The following is an 18,690-nucleotide window of genomic DNA, read 5'->3' as shown; positions in this document are numbered from 1 at the left end:
GTCTCAGACGCGGACGGCCACAGCCGTTACTTACCACGCCCCTTCCCCCGTATCGGGCTCGGAGGCGTGGGGTGCTCGCCGAATCGCTTGTTATCTTCCGCAATGAGTTTTTCCAGGGCCGTGATTTCAGACTGATACCCGGCCACCTGTTGATCGATTTGCCTAGTGATGGTCGCCTTGGCCTCTGTCAGGTTGGCCACCCGCGACTTCAATTCCGCCACCGTGCTCTCCCGGGCAGCAATGGTCGCGGCCTGCGTCGGGGGCTTTTGGAACGCTGCCTCCAGCGAGGACTTGGCTTCGCCGATGAGTTTCGCCTGCTCCGCCAGCATCTGAGTTAAGGTCGCCATATGAGTTCTCCTTTACCCCACAGGTGTTATGGTCGATTAAAGCCTGAAATTGAGGATGGAACGCCGCCGAAATTCGCCGGGTTGGCTTGAGCCAGGTTGCCCATATAGACCGCGTCTTTTATCCCGTGAAAATCCACGGACGGAATCGGCACATTCGTCTTGATATGGTTGCCCATCACGATGGCGCTCCGTGCCGCGACGGACACCGTCGCCGTCCCCTGCGCGGCCACGCTGGCATGCCAACAGAAATTGTTGCTGAAGAACAGTCGTTCGAAACGGCGGAACACATTGTCGATTACGGCCAGTTGAGCGATTTCGACCAACGCCGACCGGCCCGGCCCAATAAACTTATTATCCAGAACCTGAGCGCTGAATCCGAAAATCACCTGCCCCGCGCCGAAGGTGATCACCTGCTCCCACCAGCCACGCATCCAGAGCGCGCGATGTTCCTGATTCGCATCCAACAGTGCCGCGTTGGCATAGGTGACCAGATTGCTCTGCACGCGTGCCTCCAGAATCAGGTCCGCAAAGATTCCCCAGGCCAGCGGGCTTACCGTCGCATTATCCGGCGACACCCCGGTGTCCATCACCTCGCACGATTCCACACACAATTCTCCGATCTGCAAGGACGCCCCGATGCCGATGGACGGCGTTTCCTGATACCCGCAATGAAGCACGCGATTTTCGGTCACGGCGCATTTGGCAAATCCGATCAGGCTGATGATGCCCCACTGCCGCATGTCTTCGATGCGATTCTGGCTGCAGGTCAGGGAGGTGTGAAAGAGCACCGTGATACCGCCGTCGCCGCGCACGAGACTGTTCTCGACGAGGACGTTCGCCGTGCCGCCGCTGGCCGCGATGGGCCATAACGTGTTGGTGACACGATTGCCATGCAGGCGGACACGACTCGAAAACGCCAGGAGAATACCGAACCGAACCTCCTGCCCGTCACTTTCCACCCGGTTGTCCAGCACCTCAGCCCCCTCGTTGCCGATCACCGTGATGCCGTCCTGCACGCCCAGGACCAGGTTTGCGGCAATTCGTCCGCCGACGGAGCCGAGGCTACCGTTCTCCCCGAGGCGAGCCAGCAGGAGCGCGATCGGCCGAACCGAGCCCGCCTCTTTCAAGAGGGAGCGAAGTTGGTTGCGCTCGACGACCGGGTTCCTCCCGCTGACAGCGATACCGCCATACTCAGGTGAGTTGTAGAGCAGAATATTATCGCTGATCACGCAGTCATCGGCGGCCACGTCGATCCCGAAGGCCTTCACGGTACCGGCTTTCGCTTGCGTACCGAATCGGACGATGGAGTTACCCGCAATCGTAGACCCCGCAGCGAGCGACACCGGCACGCCGGTGAACAGGCCGTCGTTCAGCGCGATGCCGAACACAAATCCCAGGACGCGATTCTGTTCGATTCTCGCCGGGAAGGACAGGTCCTGCAGCAACAACCCCACGATTCCACCGTCGTTCTTCTGCCTGTTCGTGGCATCGAAGCGGTTTCCCACGACCGTGAGGCCCGTCGTATCGACAGCCGTCCAGAGACCGTAGTGCACATTGTCGACCAGACAGTTCATCACGCTCACGTCGTTGCAGCGGGCGATGATAATTCCGGCGATCGGACTCAACACCTGCGCATGGAGGACGCAGCGTTCGACGGTCGTATTTCGGCAACGATTCATTTCCACCAGGGCCTGCACACCCTGCCCCTGACTCCCCTTCGTCTCCAGTTCGAAGGAAATACCGCTCACCGTGACATGGTCCAAGAACAGGGCGTCAGGATGGGCGATACGCAACACTTCCGGGCCGTTCGTTCGCACGACCCGCGCGCCCAATGTTTCACCATGCAAGGAGACGTGTGATCCTTCGATGCGGATCGGCACCTGGATCTCGTGATCTCCGACCTTGAGGCAGACACAGCCGCCTTCATCGGGCAGCGAATCGATGGCCGCCTGAATATCTTCACCGGGCCGCACCACCACCGTGCAACAGCCAGGTGCCAGCTCCGTGAGCGGCGGAAAGACCGTCCGGCAGTCATGGATCTCACCGTTCGGTTCAATGATGGCGAGGTGCGCGTGGTGATGATGAATGCCGAGCGGTGGTGCTTGATTCAGGCGCTCGATGTCGGCATCCGCCGTCCTGGCCACAAAGCACCAGTAGTCGCCGCTGTGGACCGTGCCGCCTGCGACGACCGACAGGGTAGCTTGCACGCCATGTTCCAACACAAAACTTGGATTCGTTGTGGACAGTTCGATCAACCCGTCGGTGGTGAGGTCCAGGTTGACCAGCTGCGACCCGTCAGGTTTCCGTACGATGCCGGACTGGTCCCACCGAATCACGCGCAGATGTTTGGCGGCATCGACGACACCTTGCGGGAAGTCGGCCGCCGGCAGCGCAGGACTGAAGGTCAGTGTCTGGTTGGCATCATCCACCGTCACCTTGCGCATCTCGCCGGGAAGACCGGCGAACTCACGCTGGTCGCTCGTCAATTCCACCCAATCTCCCGTCTTGATCCGCAGGACATCGTCGCGCCCGAGGCTCTCCACCCGCACGGTCGTGCGTCCGGCGAGAATCTCCAGTAGCGTGGTGGCTACATGGGCGTTTTCACGCGACCATTTGACCTTGGCGGTAGTCGTCGTCGCGCTGTGCACCTCCACACGGTAGAGATGGTTCTCCAGGCCTCGGTACCCGCCGGTCGGCGGCACAAGACAGGGATCCGGCTCCGTGGTCACAGCCACCGTCGTGGTGGTCAGCCTTGCCGACGAGGAACGGTTGCCGGCCGGCCAGCCCGGAATGTCGCTGAGCGGGGTTTCGCACGTGATGTCCGGCGGAATCTTGGCCAATAACCTCACTTGCCAGGCGGTCTGATGACGCGTCGTCGAATCGACGTTGACGGCCGGCTCGATCAGGTCCGGTGCCTGGAGGTGGGTCACTTCCCGCCGCCAGACATCCAGATAGACCAACGACCGTGTCTGAGGCGGCACCGTGACCGGCCCGCCATAGGGCTGATCCTTCACGGGCAACGCGGCGGTTCCATACCCTTCTTCGAGAGTCGGGTCGAATGTCGAGGCAGTTCCATGGTTCTCCGCCACATATCCGTCGACATACATGCGTCCCTGGCCGACCGTGAGTTCGCCGCTGCTCACCGCGATCTTGAAGCCGTCGGGCGTCTCAGCGGGCACACCGGAGCGGCCCACGACATCGATCGTTTCCGCTCGCCACCGGCGGTCCTGGAGATCGACGTACTCGTTCCAATCGGCATCGAGGTCGACCCGCCCCTGTTGCCGCAGCACGCCCTGGTAATGTTTCTCAGGGTTGAATCGTTTACGGCTGTAATCACCACTCATGTGTGCGCTCCTGCTCAATAATACGGTTTACGTCAATGGCTCAGGACCCGGTGGGAAGACTGGCCCCCCACCCCCTTGCACAACTTGCTTCGTCAAGTGGCGTGGAAGAGTCCCGCCTCCAGCCCGAACCTGAGATACTCCTGCAAGCGGATCGTGAGATTGTCTTCACGCTGAGGCCCGAACACATCGTGAAACACGCCCATCTCGGACTCGTCGTCCGCTCCACGACTGATTTCTTCGGGACAATGCCCGGCCAACTGACCATAGGCCGGTTGCCCGTATCGACGGACCGTGAAAGCCGGCCTCACGCGAGCCTGCGTCGCCACAGTAACCGCGAGTGTTTCCGGATCGGTGAGGCTGCCTTTGGGCTGATCGGCCTCCTGCAACACCGCATCCACGGCAAGATCCGGCTGACAGCGATACCGGCGCGGCACAATGGAATTCAACGGCACGAAGGAAAAACGGCAGCAGCCCTGCTGGTTTTGATCGGACAGCACTGGGTGGGCCCAGACATCGCTCGCAGCCAGCGCTGCGGCAAAGATCGTGTTGGAGGCAAGATCGAGACGCACCGTATGAACTTTCCCGATCACCGTGGTATTGACGATGGTTAACACCCCGCCGGCAGCCAGACCGTCAGGCGCCGCAAACGCCACGCTGGTCGGCTCTGTCGCATCAACCAACGTATTCGTGATGGAGACTTCCGTGCTGTCCACCGAGACCAGGCCTCCGGTCAGACAATGGTCGATCTCGACCTGTGTGCCGGCCCGCTCGACAACCAGGGAAGGTTCAGCGGGCGACACGGGTTCTCCCTCTCGCGTAAGGCCGAGTCCCGGGACGAGCGTGCAGTGGCGCAACCGCAGGATGCGCGTGCCGACGCCGCCGGCCGCAGTCACCCGCACCCGCCCCCCGGTAATGAGGAGCCCGTTCAGCGTCAATTCTGAACCGGGCGCCAGGCTGATCGACCAATCGCCCCCGAGAACGACGGTCGGCCGATGTTCATTGGCCGCGCGCACCTCCACCTTGGCAGCGGCTGAGACCGCCATCGTCAGAGTTTCCTGATAACGTCCACTGTCGTCGATTTCCACGATCCCACCGGCTTGAGCTGCCGTGAGTGCGACTTGCAAACTCTGCCCCTGTGTCACCACGGCAAACCCGCCGCCCAGCGCAAAGGTCTTGCTGCGTTCATATGACCCGCCGCCGGTCGGCATGCTGAAGCCATAGTGATAGGTCACCCGCAGGTTGACCGGCGCCGTGCCGGGAGGGAACGCGATCCGCCCGAGCACCGGATCGATCGACACCTTGCTCACCGGAAGATGCGCCCAACTCACACCGTCGTCGGACAGATTGCACACCTGTACATCGCCGACTGCCGTCGCCATGTTGTCCGCCTCGACGAACAGGCTCAACTGCGGCCCATAATACAGATCGAGATACCGGTCCAATACCCTGCGACTGATCGGCTCCGGCACATTGAGCGGTTCGGCAATGTGGGTAATGTCGGCCTCCGATTGAGGCCGCGTGAACAATTGGACGTTGCTCCCCAACGGACTGAACAGAAATCGTTCGTCATCGACACGAAAGGCCGGCGAACGACGGAGCGAAAAGGCGTCCAGGCGCCAGAGAAATAACCCGATGTTGGGAATGTTGTACCGTCCCTGTTGGGTGTCAATCCTCCGTACGTCCACGGAATGCGCTAGGCTGTTAAAGGCCGTGTCGCGCCGCTCCAAGGCCTCCCAGTGACGCAGATCGGGCGTGACAACATTGGTCGGCCGAACATGGTTCATATATTGGCTGGTCTCGAGCCACTGAAAAAATTCGACGACCCGAGCATTCCACCCCGTGACATCCCGCGCCAACTGTTCGAGCACCGTCGCCGTGCCCTTGCGACGCCGATAGGCGATCGTGTTTGCGACTTCCGCGCGGACGCTCCTGGTACGTGCGGTCACGCCATGCAGCGTCCGATAGCCGATCAGGTCGCCGATATACGGCGCCACCCAGTCGGCGCAGGTTTCGATGAACTGGTCGTCGTAGAGCCGGTCGAGATTCTCGCGGAGGACGGCGATATCTTCCGCCAGCACTGCGCACAAGGCGCGCAGGGGTCCGCCCTGTTCCGAGTCGCGAATACGATAAAGCGCCGGAAGCAGTTGGTACAATTTGTCGACTTCAGGATTCATTGGATCGCCTTCAGTTTTGTCAGTGACGCAGGATCGAGCAACAACAATTCCGCAGCCGGCACCAGACCATCTGCACCCATGGCAGGACGGTCCGCGATCAGGCGTGGTTGAATGGCAGGTGCCGACACGTCATTGCGAGTGAACGTATCGATGTCGACCGCGACCACTCCCGCGATGGACTGAATCGCCGCAATCGCCTCACTCAACGCCACCGGCTGGCCGAACGCTCTCGCTTCAAAGGCGTACCGTCGCTGCAAATCAGCCGACACCTCCGCCAACACGGTCTCGCTCACGTAGTCCGGATGCACCGTCACGGTCCCCGCGAGTTCGAACCAGGCCTGCCGGTAACTCTTGATCGTAAAGGGAACATAGGGGTCGCCATACGCACGGAGCGCATCCTGAAGCTTCGTGATGACAGACCCGTCTTCGGCGAGTACCTCTCCGCCAGGCCCGGCGACGGTCAGGAAAATACTGCGTTTCCGTCCATCCCACACCCACACGGCCTGCGCTTTGGCGACGCCCGAGAAGGTCCTGGCGAAGTCCTCATAGTCCTGCAGCGACACCGCACGCTCCAAGGTCAAGACGGTCAGTGGGGCATTCGTGCGCGCGTCGTCCCGCGACTCCGGGTCCTCGGCCCCTTGCGCCGCCTCCGGATTCACCACGCCCTTCAGCCCCAGCGGCCGGCTCATCAAGAGACTCAATTGGCCGGCCTGCACCAGCCCGCCCAACCCCGTACCTTTCCGATATTCCGCCCGCACATTGTTCTGACCGGTCGGCAGCCGCGCCCCGCTGAGTCCGTCACCAAAGCGGATCGTCGTGCGTCCCTCATCATCCTGCCTGGTGATATAGATGCGTTCCGTAGGACCATGGCCGTAGAAGAACGGCACCTCCTGCCACAGCACCTCGTTCACATAGACCTTGAGCGTCGAGGCCGAACCATCTGGCGTGTCGGCGCCGATATAGGTCACGGGTGGTTGTCGTAGCGTAAAGTGCTGATAGGGAACCGCTGCATCGCCACTGCCCAGCGGCTCCCTCACCGTCTCGCCATGCGTCGCGGCGGCCACGTTAGCATTGATGTGCACCGTCGTCCGCTCGTAGACATATGTCAGCGAGGTTGCCAGCTGGAGGGTCGTCCGGTCGCGATCATGGATGATGCTGGTCCCGATGGCGTCGTCGATGAAGACGATTTCTGAAACAGACTCGTCGTTCGCGTCAGCTGCGACCAGCTCGATGTCGCCCGCGCTGATATCGAGCAGACCCGTCAAGCCGTCACGATCCATCAAGGGCAGGCGCAACAGCGGCGGCACGCCGTCGATCAAGGCCGCGCCGAACTCCGCCGGTGTCATGGGCACAAATTCCAGCCCGATCCGCTGCGAAGGCCCGCCGAGCACATGCAGCACATCGCCGGGTGACAGCGTGACCGACCCGCCGTCATCCAACAGCAACATCGGAGGGAGCGGCGGCGTACCGATCGGTACCCTGGGTCCTCCAAACGGCACCGGACGGGGATGTCTGATTCGGATCGCCTGACGCTTCCCGCTCACGGCGAGCGGACGACCCGGCGCAAGTCCTTCGACGAGTTGCTCCAGCGACAGGGTCTCGCCATAGACCGGATAGGGCAGCGGCTTTTCCGCCAACGCGAGTTCCTCGCTCTGGGCCGTGACCGTCATGGTGCGCAATAGGTCCAACTTGGAGTCGACGCCTTTCGCCCAACCGGTACTGAGGTCGAGTCTGGTGCCGCTTCCGGCAAGGCCATAACGAGCCACCGACCGATGTGTGACCTCCGTCACCGTGCTGAACGTCCAGAGACGCGAGCCGTCATCCGGATTGTCCTGTTCGATCACGACGAAACTGTTCTTGAGAATCTTGTCGTTGCGGCTGCTGAGGGTAATGGCGCTCTGCACTTCGCCGCTATCCAGGGCCCACTCGCTGAACGTTCCCTGAAACACCCCGCTGCTGTACTGGGGCTGCAAGGGAGCATTGTGCCCGAAGGGCGAGGCCGCGCTCCGCATGACGTAGACGCCGGGCTTGCTTGCGGAGAGACTCCCCGCACTGGTCGAGATCGTGGCGAGTAAGACCCGTGTGCGGTCCGCCTCGCGAGTGGATTCCACGCCGGTCACCTTTCGGATCGACGCGTCATAACCGCCGCTATTCGAGGCGACGATCAGCAACAGATCGCCGACCGTCAGCGTCACGTTCGCGCCGGCAAGCCAGAGTTCCGTCATGTTCCAGACGAGTGTCTGTGCCTCAGTCAGCTGGGCACGGAATGCATTCCATGCCGGGCTCGCCTCGATGGCCTCGATCGTCTCAAAGGTTTGCGGCTGTTCATCGGGTCCCGGAATACTTTGCACCTTCGTTCCGATCGCCAGCGTCATCGGCTGAGCCGCTAACTCCGGCAAGCCCGGCGCCTCCTCCATGGTGAAGGCGAGATGCGTCGACGCGGCCAGTCCTGGTCCGAGCTGATACCCAAGCAACCGCGATTGTTCCAGGATCGACAGCCGTTCCGTTGCCGTGCGGAGATAGGACTCGTTGGCGATCCGCTCCTGATAGAAGGACACAATGTCGCCGGTCATTGCCCAGGCATCCAGCAGTGCTACCGTGAAATCGTCGTCATCGCGCGTCCGCAATCCACGCAGCACCGGCCAACGGCTGTCGGAAAGCCTGGCCTGGAGGCTCCGGCGAAACGTTTGATAGCTTCCGACACGATAGGCGATTGCTGAAAGACCCGGTCTGTTGATGAGCAGGGCGGGAGTTTCAGCGGCGATACCGGCACAGCAGCCGCATTCGTTCTGTGGCGATAGACTCATTTCCCGCCTCCCAGCATAATCGTCAGCCGACCGTGCTCCGCAAAATTGCGGTCGTTGTCCAGACGGGCGATTTCCAGCCGTCCGATGTCCAGACGGCCACTGTCCAACGCCGAACTTTCCGGCCGGCCCTGTCGTTGGAATGTGCGCACCTCCACCGACTCGACTCCTGCCACCTGATGAGCCGCCGCATACACCGAACTGAGATAGACCGGTTGCGCAAAGGTAAAGTTGTCGGGATGAAAGAGCCCGCGGCGGCCGTCTGGCAGGTCGTGATTACTGAGGACCTCGATCAGTTCGCGCTCCACGTCGCTGCGGAAATGTTCGGCCGCCACACAGACGTGCAGATCGAGCTCCAGCGAGACGAACTGGGGTCCATCGATTTCCACATCGTGACCAGCCATGCGATACCGCTCGATGTGTGTGCGGATGTCCGTCTTGAACGCGTCCGTCACGGCGGCACCGCCCCCGCGATCGGCCGTGACGAAGACCGTGTGCCAACTGCCGGTCCAGCGAAACGTGGCGGCAGCCCGTTGCACATCGGCGCGACGTTCGGTCACCTCGGCATAATCCGCCGGTGTCACCGCTCGCTCCTGGATGCGATACGCCACCGGCGCGCGCTGACGCACATCCTGCAAGGATTCCGGCTCCTGCCCGCCCAGGGCCGGCAAGGGATTCCGCACCTGTCTGATCTCCGGAATGCCGATCGCGACATGGACCAATGAGTCCGCCCCGATATGACCGGCGCGACCGTTGCCCACTCGATAGCGGGCGGTGAAGGCGGTCCCTGGCTCAGGCCGCCGGCCATGCACATCGTCGCCGAAGCGAATCACGCCGCTGCCGTCGTTCTCGATCTCAACCACATACTCGTCCGCCGCCGCATCACTATTCAGCAGGTCCCGCCGCGCCGTCCAGTTGGTGGTCTCCGACCCCTTGGTCCCGGTCAGGACGATCGCCGGTTGCGCCGCGCGTAAATCCCATTGCCTAGCGGACTGCGCCGACTGTGTATGGTCGTAGACAGGCCCTGCCTGCGTCAGGGGAACCTTGGTCAAACCTGGGCTGAAACGGGGTGGAATCATTTCCGGAGACAGAGACGCACAACGGTCGCCCTCCTTCGAACGCGGCATGGAGAGGAACGGCTCCGGGACCACCCCCAGTGCTTCTTCCGCCAGCGTTACGCCATGGTCGGCCAGCAGCAGATTCCCGCGCACTACGCTGACGCCGTCCCGGTATCCGGCGCTGGTCGCCGCTGAGAGACAGAAGGGAAACGGCAGCGCATCGCCGTCATGCCACGTAATCTCCGTGATGGGTTGGGCAGTGACAGGATCGGTCAGCGGCGTTCCACCGCTCGCCGTTGCGACAACACGATCGAGCCTCACCACATGACGCCGCGCGGGATTCGCATCGGCTGCCAACCCGGTTTCCGGGCCAAGCACTTCTTCGAACAACAGGATGGTTCCCGGCGTCAGATGAGGATAATGACCGGCCAGCGTGGCCGAGACTGCCCCTGCCGGCAGGCAACAACGTTGATCGCTCCAGGTATAAAACGCCAACTCATTGTGATCGGCATACAATGACTGGAGCGGCTCCATGGCTTCGAAAATCGTCTCGGCGCGTTCATAGATACGAGGATCGTCGGCGATGACCGTGAGTTGCCCGGGAATACGGGTGGTGAACCTGGTACCGACTGGAATCGCAGGATCGGCAGGATCGCCCCGAACCACATCTACCGACACCTGCAGCTGCAGCCAGGCCCTGGCGTTGCAGCCCTCACTCATGAAGTAATCCATGAGACGAGCGTGGCGGCGGACCGAGACACGTCGGCGGGCCGTCCCCAGATAGGCCTCGGTGGCGACCGCATCCTGCTGGTAACTCAGCTGGTCGGCGGTATAGGCCAACGCTTCCACCAACATCACGCCGACATCGGCCGGGTTACGCTCGGTCCATTGCGGCATGAGCGCAGCCATCCGATCGAGCATGACACGCCTGAAACTGGCATAGTCCTTCGCCAGGTAGTCGATGACCGGCAGGGGGCCGAGTTCTTCCGGACAACGATGCTGCGGTGCACAATCGAAGGGACTGGGACATTCGACCTTGAAGGAGAACTCGATGGCCGCCAGTTGCGGGTCGATCCCAGGAGGAACCGCGTCATTCAGCGTATCGGTCACCAGCCGCAGGGTGTAGCGGGAGAAATCGCCGGCTTGATCCACCTCGACGGTCAAGACGTCGGCGGAGGAGCCGCTCCCGGCGACCACCGTCAGAACCTGAATACCGACCACACGCTCCCCGCCGTCAATTCGAATGTTGGTTGCGGTCAGTGTCAACGCACCCAACGGTTTCACAAAATGCAGTTCGAGTTTCCGCTGTCGCTCAGCTTCCGTCGGCGCGGCACGGTCGATGACCTCGAGAAAATCGATCCCGTTCAGCGTCGGATGGTCACGGACGACCTGACGCCGCAATTCGTCACAACAGGAATACGTCACGCTACGCCTCCTTGCACGAAGGTCCCGGTGACGCGCGCGCCGGTGCGCCGGATGACGTATTGCACCGTGACCCGCAACGTCGACTCCACCGCCTCTACCCTCACGCCCTCCACCAGGATCACCTCACCCAGCCAGCGTTGCAAGGCGCTCTGCACCAACATCTGAGTCGTGGCGGCCAGGACGTCGCTATTGGGTGCGAACACCAGCTGGAGGAGGCCGCTTCCGAAGTCCGGCCGCATCACGCGTTCACCGGGGCTGGTGAACAGCACCTGCTCGATCAAATCGCGAATGTGATCGGCTTCGTCGGTACCGGCGGTGCGCCCTCGGGCATCGAACCGATAGGGAAAGTCCACCTGCATCATCCTCACACCCCCATAACCCTGGTTTGGGTGACTGATGCGAGCAGCGGCGTGCCGGACGGCGCACAAATCGCCTGACTGTCGATCAGGAGCAACGGCAAGCCGTTGCTGGTCACGCGTGTGGCCGCGGTAATGTACTGCGCGGTGACGCAGGGACCGTTCGCGGCGGGCGGCGGCGGCAACGTGCAGCCGGCCACGACATACAGGCTGTTCATCGGCACAGTCGGCTGCCCACTCACCAGCACACGCGGATTCGGCGCCACCGGTGTCGCCTGACCGGCATGGGCGCACATCACCGTCGCCCCGAGATGCAGCAAAAATCCTGGCATTGGCTCACCCTCCATCAATGGTTCGCAGGCTGCACACAACTATTTGCGCACACACGCCACAATGATTCGCTTCGGGCCGGAAGCGGCACATCCTTCCGCATGATGCTCAAAACGACTGTCCAGCAAGGCCGCAGTCAGTGAAGGCCCGAGGCGTACCCTTGCGGTACGTTGAGGGCCTGAACGCAACGAGAACGCCGCTGGCGGGCGTTTTCAGCATCATGCTAAATGATCGTGAGGGCGCCATTGTTGATGGTGACCGCAGGCCCCACCAAGGTGACCATCGCGCCCTTGCCGTTTTGAATGTAAATGCCGGTGTCGTTGACGATCAGCGTGGCGCCGGTCGCACTCTTGAGCATGATGCCGCCGGTCGGGCCTGGCACGTCGCTGATCACAATGGCGTTTTGAGCCGTCGTTTGAAGCACGATGTTCGGACTCGCGGGAATCCCGGCCAGCCCCAGCACCGGCACCTCGGCGGCGCTGCCGTACCAACAGCCGCTCCAGATGGGGTAATCCATGTTGCCCTGTTCGAACTCAACCCACACGCCTGCACCGATCTGCGGCAGCATGTACGCGCCCATTTGTTTGCCGCTGGCGGGAAAACAGGGCATGGCCCAGGAAGTCGGAATCAGTCCGGCGACGTCGGGCACCTGCACCAGCAATCGCCCCATCTGCATCGGATCGATGTTGTTCAACACCGTGCCACGATACTTGCCGTAATATTTCTGAGCATCACTCATACCGGCACCATCGGCGTAATGGAGACAAGCCCGTTGCGCGTGAGGCGAAAGCTCTGTTTACAGGCTCCGCGTTTGATCGTGGTGGTCACGCTGTCCACGTAATACAACCCGTCAAATGCCAATCCCGCGCCGCGTACACCGACCAGACCACGTGCCTTGAGGAGCCGGCCATACCTCGCGACATCCAGCGCCCCACTTCCCGTAACGGCCTCCATCGATTCACTCGATGCCTTCAACCCTTCGTTGAGCGCTGCGGGAGCGGAAAGTTTCCCCGTCGCCTTCAGCATCGATAATTTCGTCACCGGCGGCCCAACCAAACCCAGAGGCGGTTGCAGGGGATTGATGTCGGGGATCGGAATGGGAATAGGCACCTTCGTCAGCGCGTTATGAATCATCACGATCGGCAAGTCTTTCTTGGTCGAGTTGAATTGAAAGTTGAGCGACTCCACATTGCGATCGAAGTCCATATCGACGTTTAATGCCGGCTGGGGGATGCCCACCTTGAGCTGAGGCCCCCAATAGGCCGTGTTGGTGCCAGGAAGCGGGCCCGGATCAACGTAGAAGACATACCCTGCGTCTTCCGCCAGCTTGAGGATGTAATTGAGATCGGTGCCCTGCTGGGACGGAATCCGGATCGTGGGAATCGGAACATCGAAACCGATCGGTGGAATCGCCAGTGGGATCACGCCGAAGACCGCATATTTCGCGAGAATCGCCGTCACCCGCAGGTTGGCGGGCATGGCGGGAAAGGGCAACCCATCGAACGTTTGAAGGTCCATTATCTTGGTCAGATCTTCGCCGGTAATCGTCAGTGTCGATTCACCCGGTTGCTCGCCGGAGGTAATTTCCTGGTTTGTAATCACGCCGTCCATCAGCACGTGGGGGATCAAATTGATAGTCGCCACCAGAATCACGCGCATCAACGGCGTTCGCGTCGCGGCCACGAGAAAGGCCTGCTGCAGCGGCGACCGATTCCGAATCGTAAAGCGCAGCTGGAATCCGCCGGCCGTACCGGTCGCGCTGGTCACCTGTACTTCGGTCAGGGCGTCCAGTACCGGTTGGGGAACCGGAAACGGGATGACCGGCCCGGCCAGCAATGTCAGATGGACGCCTTTAAGCACCGGGAACTCCTGTCGCATCTTGCGGCAGCGCGATATCGATCACGCTGTCCAACCGTTCCATGAGCGCATCCGGACGCACCGCATCGTTGGCATCGCACAGCCGCCAGTATTGCTCAGGATCACCCAGATAGGTCGCAGCCAAGTGATCGATCCGCTCACCGGCCGCCACCCGGTGTTCCTGCACGACGGTGAACCGATCGCTCGCCGGCACAAAGCGTCGCCGCAAATAGACCTGCATCGTGCCGTCGGGAGCGAGTCGCGACGTGGTCGTGACATTGTAATAACGACTCGTCGGCGGAAAGGGATTCGGCTTCAGCGCACTGTCCAATAGAGCCTGTAATAGATCGCTCATTGTGACCTCCAAGTAACCGTCAGGTATCAGTTGTCAGGAATCAGCTTTTAGTTTTCAGCTTCGTCATGAACGAAGAAGCCATTTTCCTGACTTCGATGACGTGTCGTTCCAAGTCTGCACAGCTGACTTCATCAAGAATCCCAAGATCTCCCGCCAACAGTATCTGGTATTGCAATTCACTCGCCGAGCCTGCCGCGATAGACAGAAACCGAGCCATTTCCAGGTTGCTTTCTCTCCCGCAACCTTCAGCGATATTCGAGGCGATCGAGACACTGGCCCGTCTCATCTGACTGACGAGCCCGTAGGCTTCATCCTTCGAGAAAGATGCACAGTCTTTATAGACGTTCAGGGTCAATTGATGCGCCGTCTTCCATACAGTCAGCGTTTTGAAATCTCGCATGACATTAGGCTTCTAACGGTTAGAGTCTGAGTCCTCGTCATACCTGATGGCTGACCACTGAATCCTGATCGCTATCTTTACTGAATCCCCGTCAGGCCGAGCGCTCCCAGCGTGCCGCTCTGCGCTTTCGCGCGCAGGCCTTCCTTCTGTTGCAGATAACTCATGAATAAACTGCCCGCTTTGTGCGTGAACCCGACATCATCGATAGACAACACACGCATCCCCAGGCTGACTTTGGCACGAGTGGGATTCAGGTTGGGATCGAACGCTTCCTCGGTGACGCTGAAATCGGTCAACCGCACCGGGATGACCCGGTTCTGCCCAAAGACGAACAACGGCAAGGCGGTCTCCATCGGAAGAATTTCCAAGGTACCGAGACTGGACAGGGTGTGGTTCGTCGTCAATTGTCCCGAACTCGGATAAAGCAAGGTCTCCAATGCGGCCAATTGAGGGGCAATCCCCACCTCACCGACGACCGCCTCCCCCTGCTCCATTTCGTCCGTCGCATCGATTTCCGCCTCCAGCTTAATGGTCTCCACGGCCGGGCCTTTCAGCCGCAACGCCTCCGATCGATCGCCTCCCTCGCCGGCCCCCTGCACCTGCAGCGTGCGACTCAGCGAGTCCGGGTTGTATTGGAGCACGATGATCCGTTGCACCCGCGCCGTGGCGGGATCGATTAAGACGATGCCGCCTTTGAGGAGTTTGGGTGAGTTGGGAAAGGTCGTCATGTGATCGTTCCTCGGATTGAGCAGACTACGATGCAACTCAGCATCTACAGAGTAAACACTTTCGCGAACAAGACTTCGAATCCTTTGGCACCGACTTTCTCAATCAGATATGGCGCGTAGCCTCGCCCAACCACGTAGCTCCGCCAACTTTGATTGACGACGGTCTCTAAGGCCACTCGTGTCGAAGTCGCCCCTGCCGCACGAGCGGCAGCGATCGCCGCTTGTTCGAATCCGGCATGAACCAGTCGTCCTTGTCCCGCGACTGCTGATACGTTTTGTATGCCCAACCTCCGAACCAACAGCTCGCCGCCTTTGAGCGCCACTCTGACGTTGGTAAACGTGACGCCTTCGACCGTCATCGTTTCAACGGCTCCCGTTTCGAGCAAGCTGGCAAATTTGCTCGTCAGCTGTGCTTCGGCTGCGGCCACGACCGACGTACCTGCACGGCCGGCCGCACCGGCGGCTCCGCGTTTCCCCGCCTCCTTAGCCGTTCCGCTGAGCGCGCCGCCAGCAGTCAGAAAACTCGCCAGGGTTACGATGAGGCCCAACTTTTCCAACGTCTGAACGGCTCCCTCCGCCATGGCGTCAAAGGACTTCGTATATTGGGCTTCGGCTTCATTTAGAATCGTGCACAGGTTTGGGGCCGTAAGGGTATTCACTTCAGTGGGAACAATCTTGCCGCTCTTTCCTTCCACCCTGAACTGCACGGTCTGCGTCGTGAGATCCAAAACCTCCTTGAAGGTGGCGGTTGGCGGCACCACCGCCTGCCTGCCTCGTGGGATGAACTTGAAGGTGGCGGGGGTTTCGGTGGCTACAGGTAGATGCTCCTCAGGAGAGGTTCGATAATCCACGCCCTCGATTGGCTTTTCGATCCACTCCGGGATGAGGCCCAATCTGAGTGTACTCCCGTCCTGATAGTGAACAATGGCCAGTTCCGCCTGGTAAAAGTCGATGCTCTTCATGTTGTTGTCGATGTAACCCTGCTCGTTCATGATATCGGCGGCGGACATCTTGGCGAGCTCCTCCTCTTTTGGCGTCCGCTGAAGAAACGGCGAACCCACCTCCTGGATTTGAGACAAGCCTGATGTCGTTCCGACTGGGCGAATGGTCGATGCTTGTTGCAGGACATGGGTCAATTCATGCGCTAAGAGCCGCTGGCCGGCATGCGAACTTGGATCGAATTGCCCGGTGCGGAACACGACATGCGACCCAACCGTATAGGCTAAGGCATTGACGGCTTGCGCTGATTCAGAAGCCAACGCATCGGCATGGACACGGACATGGCCGAAATCGTGCCCGAAGCGCGACTCAAAGAAACTGCGGGTCGGGCGATCCAGCGGACGACCCGATGACGTCAACACGTCGTGCACGATCGGAGGTGCGGCGATCGGACCGGACGAACCCGAGGCCGCCCTTCGCTGCACAACTGCCGATGGGGCGCCCGGCGGGTGCGGTGCCGACGACTTCGCGCTCTTACACTCCCGCTTGGTGAGGACGAGGAATCCATCCGGACAGTGATAGTCATAAAAACACAATGGCGTCGCGGCCGGCGGCGTTTCCGTGGAGATTTGTCGCGGTCCCATGCCGACCACGATGTCGGTTGCCCGCACAATCACTCTGACCACCAAACCATCGCTGAAATACACGAAACATCCGTAGTTGCCATTGGAGACCGGCGGCTCACAGTCGATTTTTTCCACCCTCGCCTGCGAGGGCGGCGTGATGTCGTGTTGCACATAACTTTCGGCAGCCCGTTTGCTGATGCTCTCAGAATCGTTTCGCCAGCTCGGGCAGCGACTGCCGCCTTCGTCAGCCGCAGCGGCTTTCGGAGCAGCCCCGTCGGAGGCAGGCTGCTCGCTGACCGGTGTCAATTCCTCTCCCGTCGCCCGGCTGAGCATCGTGCCATCTCCGGCCAGGCGCCGTTGCACGATTGATGCGGCGGATCCGAAGCTGGAAGGTGTTCCGACACCCGGCATCCGCAGCACCTGGTCCGCGACCCGATCGGCTTCTTGCTCGTACTCATCGCCAGGCTCATTGATTCGCAGCTTGGTCTGCAGGGATTGCCCGAGCATCTTTTTCTTCTCACACTCCGAACAGCTGCCCGACAACCCACCGGATCCGCCACAGGCGCAGGTCCGCTGCAGAAAGCCTCGCGCCGAGGGAGCGCCCACGCTTGGAAGGGGCAGCACCTGTCCTTTGGACGATTTCATGGCTGCTGGCCCGCCTTGGGCCTGACGGCGATGTGGGACAACGGTCCTCCTGCCCTCTGATATAACCGGATGGTGTCCCCCATCTGCCCGCCCGCCATCTGATCGGCTCGCGCATGGAGGACAGGTTTCGACACATCACTCGGCTTGGACAGCCAGAATGAACCGCCAGGAAGTTTGAAGGCGATGTGGCTGGGGCCCTCGGAGGTATTGCGAAAACCGCTCCCATACAGCGCGAGATGAGCAGCCGACTCCGAATCGGTGGGTGTAGCCTCGAATTGCGCCTTCATGAAGAAGTCCCAGAGCGCCGGTGGAGGGAAACTACCCTGGGCTGCCTGTCGGCCATAGACCGTATCGGGATGTTCCCCTTCAGGGATGGCAACACCCAACGAGACCAGAAATGCCTCACGCCGGTCCCAAACGGCAGAAACCGGATCTCGGAAGGAAAAGGTTCCCATCGCCCAGCCGAGGCAATTCCCCAATGCTCTGCACATGACAAGAGAGTTGGGTTCCAAAATGAAAGCGTGTGCGCCGCTACTTAACGGAGGATACCGATCGAGTTGGTCGCGGATCTCGATGTAGAAAAAGTTGCTCTGCGCCTTGATGCGCGCAAGATCGGGATTAACTAAGAGGTCGTACGGCCTGCCGTCGATAACCACCTCATGGGTGCTCCCCAGTTCCCCTGTGAGTGCGAGCTCCTTTCCGCCTCCCGGTAATTCAGGATCAGTTCCGCTCGCACGTTGGAGGATTCCTTGCTTACCTCCTTGCCCCTGTTGAACGACATGAGTAAGCTCATGGGCCAGCAACCGCCTGCCGCTTGCAGTACCTGGGACGAACCCTCCGCCCCCGAACACCAGGTCGGTGCCGACCGTGTATGCCCTAGCCTGAACAACGCTGGCAGACTGAGCGGCATCCCGGTCAGCATGCACCCGCACGGCCCCGAAATCGTGGCCGAAGCGCGGCTCGAAGAAGGCACGCGTAGCGGAGTCGAGGGGTTGACCCTGTGAGTTTAAAACGTCATGGACCATCTGTGGCGCAAAGCCAATTCCGATGCTCGATTCCAAAGCGATGTGGCGCTGTACCACAGGTGATCGTGCTGGGTCGTTCCCCTTTCGTCCTCGTCTCGCTTCGGGCATGCTCATGACCTGCTCCGCCACCCGATCCGCCTCCTGCTCGTATTCATCGCCCGGCTCATTTATGCGCAGCTTCGTTTGCAGCGGTTGCCTGAGCAGGCTTGTCTTTTCACAATCTGAACAAGCACCGGTAGACCGGCTCGATCCGCCACAGGCACACTTGCGCCGGAAC

The 18,690-nt window shown here is 60.9% G+C and carries 14 protein-coding genes; all 14 read right to left on the bottom strand.

The window, feature by feature from the left end; translation table 11 throughout:
* Positions 1–26: 26 nt before the first annotated feature.
* Complete coding sequence (locus V9G17_17090; GenBank protein MEI2754310.1) at positions 27–347, bottom strand: hypothetical protein; 321 nt, start codon at positions 345–347, stop codon at positions 27–29.
* A 26-nt stretch (positions 348–373) separates the two neighbouring features.
* On the bottom strand, positions 374–3,691 hold the full coding sequence (locus V9G17_17085; protein ID MEI2754309.1) for a DUF6519 domain-containing protein: 3,318 nt from the start codon (positions 3,689–3,691) through the stop codon (positions 374–376).
* A 92-nt stretch (positions 3,692–3,783) separates the two neighbouring features.
* Entirely contained in the window at positions 3,784–5,865 is a 2,082-nt protein-coding gene (locus V9G17_17080; GenBank protein ID MEI2754308.1) for a hypothetical protein, read from the bottom strand.
* Complete coding sequence (locus tag V9G17_17075; GenBank protein ID MEI2754307.1) at positions 5,862–8,672, bottom strand: putative baseplate assembly protein; 2,811 nt, start codon at positions 8,670–8,672, stop codon at positions 5,862–5,864. The genes V9G17_17080 and V9G17_17075 overlap by 4 nt, the downstream gene beginning before the upstream one ends.
* Complete coding sequence (locus V9G17_17070; protein ID MEI2754306.1) at positions 8,669–11,152, bottom strand: putative baseplate assembly protein; 2,484 nt, start codon at positions 11,150–11,152, stop codon at positions 8,669–8,671. The genes V9G17_17075 and V9G17_17070 overlap by 4 nt, the downstream gene beginning before the upstream one ends.
* Positions 11,149–11,514, bottom strand: a complete 366-nt coding sequence (locus V9G17_17065; protein MEI2754305.1) for a GPW/gp25 family protein — start codon at positions 11,512–11,514, stop codon at positions 11,149–11,151. Before V9G17_17065 ends, V9G17_17070 begins: the two co-directional genes overlap by 4 nt.
* Positions 11,515–11,516: 2 nt before the next feature.
* Positions 11,517–11,840, bottom strand: a complete 324-nt coding sequence (locus V9G17_17060; protein ID MEI2754304.1) for a hypothetical protein — start codon at positions 11,838–11,840, stop codon at positions 11,517–11,519.
* Positions 11,841–12,061: 221 nt separating this feature from the next.
* Complete coding sequence (locus V9G17_17055) at positions 12,062–12,577, bottom strand: phage baseplate assembly protein V (protein ID MEI2754303.1); 516 nt, start codon at positions 12,575–12,577, stop codon at positions 12,062–12,064.
* Positions 12,574–13,698, bottom strand: coding sequence for a hypothetical protein (locus tag V9G17_17050; GenBank protein MEI2754302.1), 1,125 nt, complete (start codon positions 13,696–13,698; stop codon positions 12,574–12,576). Before V9G17_17050 ends, V9G17_17055 begins: the two co-directional genes overlap by 4 nt.
* Positions 13,691–14,050 carry a LysM domain-containing protein gene (locus V9G17_17045; GenBank protein MEI2754301.1) on the bottom strand — a complete coding sequence of 120 codons (360 nt, stop codon included), beginning with the start codon at positions 14,048–14,050 and terminating at the stop codon, positions 13,691–13,693. Before V9G17_17045 ends, V9G17_17050 begins: the two co-directional genes overlap by 8 nt.
* A gap of 40 nt (positions 14,051–14,090) precedes the next feature.
* Positions 14,091–14,450: a four helix bundle protein gene (locus tag V9G17_17040; protein MEI2754300.1), complete on the bottom strand. Its 360-nt coding sequence runs from the start codon at positions 14,448–14,450 to the stop codon at positions 14,091–14,093.
* Positions 14,451–14,527: 77 nt separating this feature from the next.
* On the bottom strand, positions 14,528–15,178 hold the full coding sequence (locus V9G17_17035; GenBank protein ID MEI2754299.1) for a hypothetical protein: 651 nt from the start codon (positions 15,176–15,178) through the stop codon (positions 14,528–14,530).
* A 44-nt stretch (positions 15,179–15,222) separates the two neighbouring features.
* Positions 15,223–17,388: a DUF4157 domain-containing protein gene (locus V9G17_17030; protein MEI2754298.1), complete on the bottom strand. Its 2,166-nt coding sequence runs from the start codon at positions 17,386–17,388 to the stop codon at positions 15,223–15,225.
* Positions 17,385–18,527: a DUF4157 domain-containing protein gene (locus V9G17_17025; protein ID MEI2754297.1), complete on the bottom strand. Its 1,143-nt coding sequence runs from the start codon at positions 18,525–18,527 to the stop codon at positions 17,385–17,387. Before V9G17_17025 ends, V9G17_17030 begins: the two co-directional genes overlap by 4 nt.
* Between the last annotated feature and the right edge of the window lie 163 nt (positions 18,528–18,690).

Origin of the sequence: Nitrospira sp. (genome assembly GCA_037045225.1) — a bacterium.
Classification (GTDB): Bacteria; Nitrospirota; Nitrospiria; order Nitrospirales; family Nitrospiraceae; genus Nitrospira_A.
Note: the sequence above shows the minus strand (reverse complement) of the source record. Positions and strands in the feature narration are given on the sequence as shown.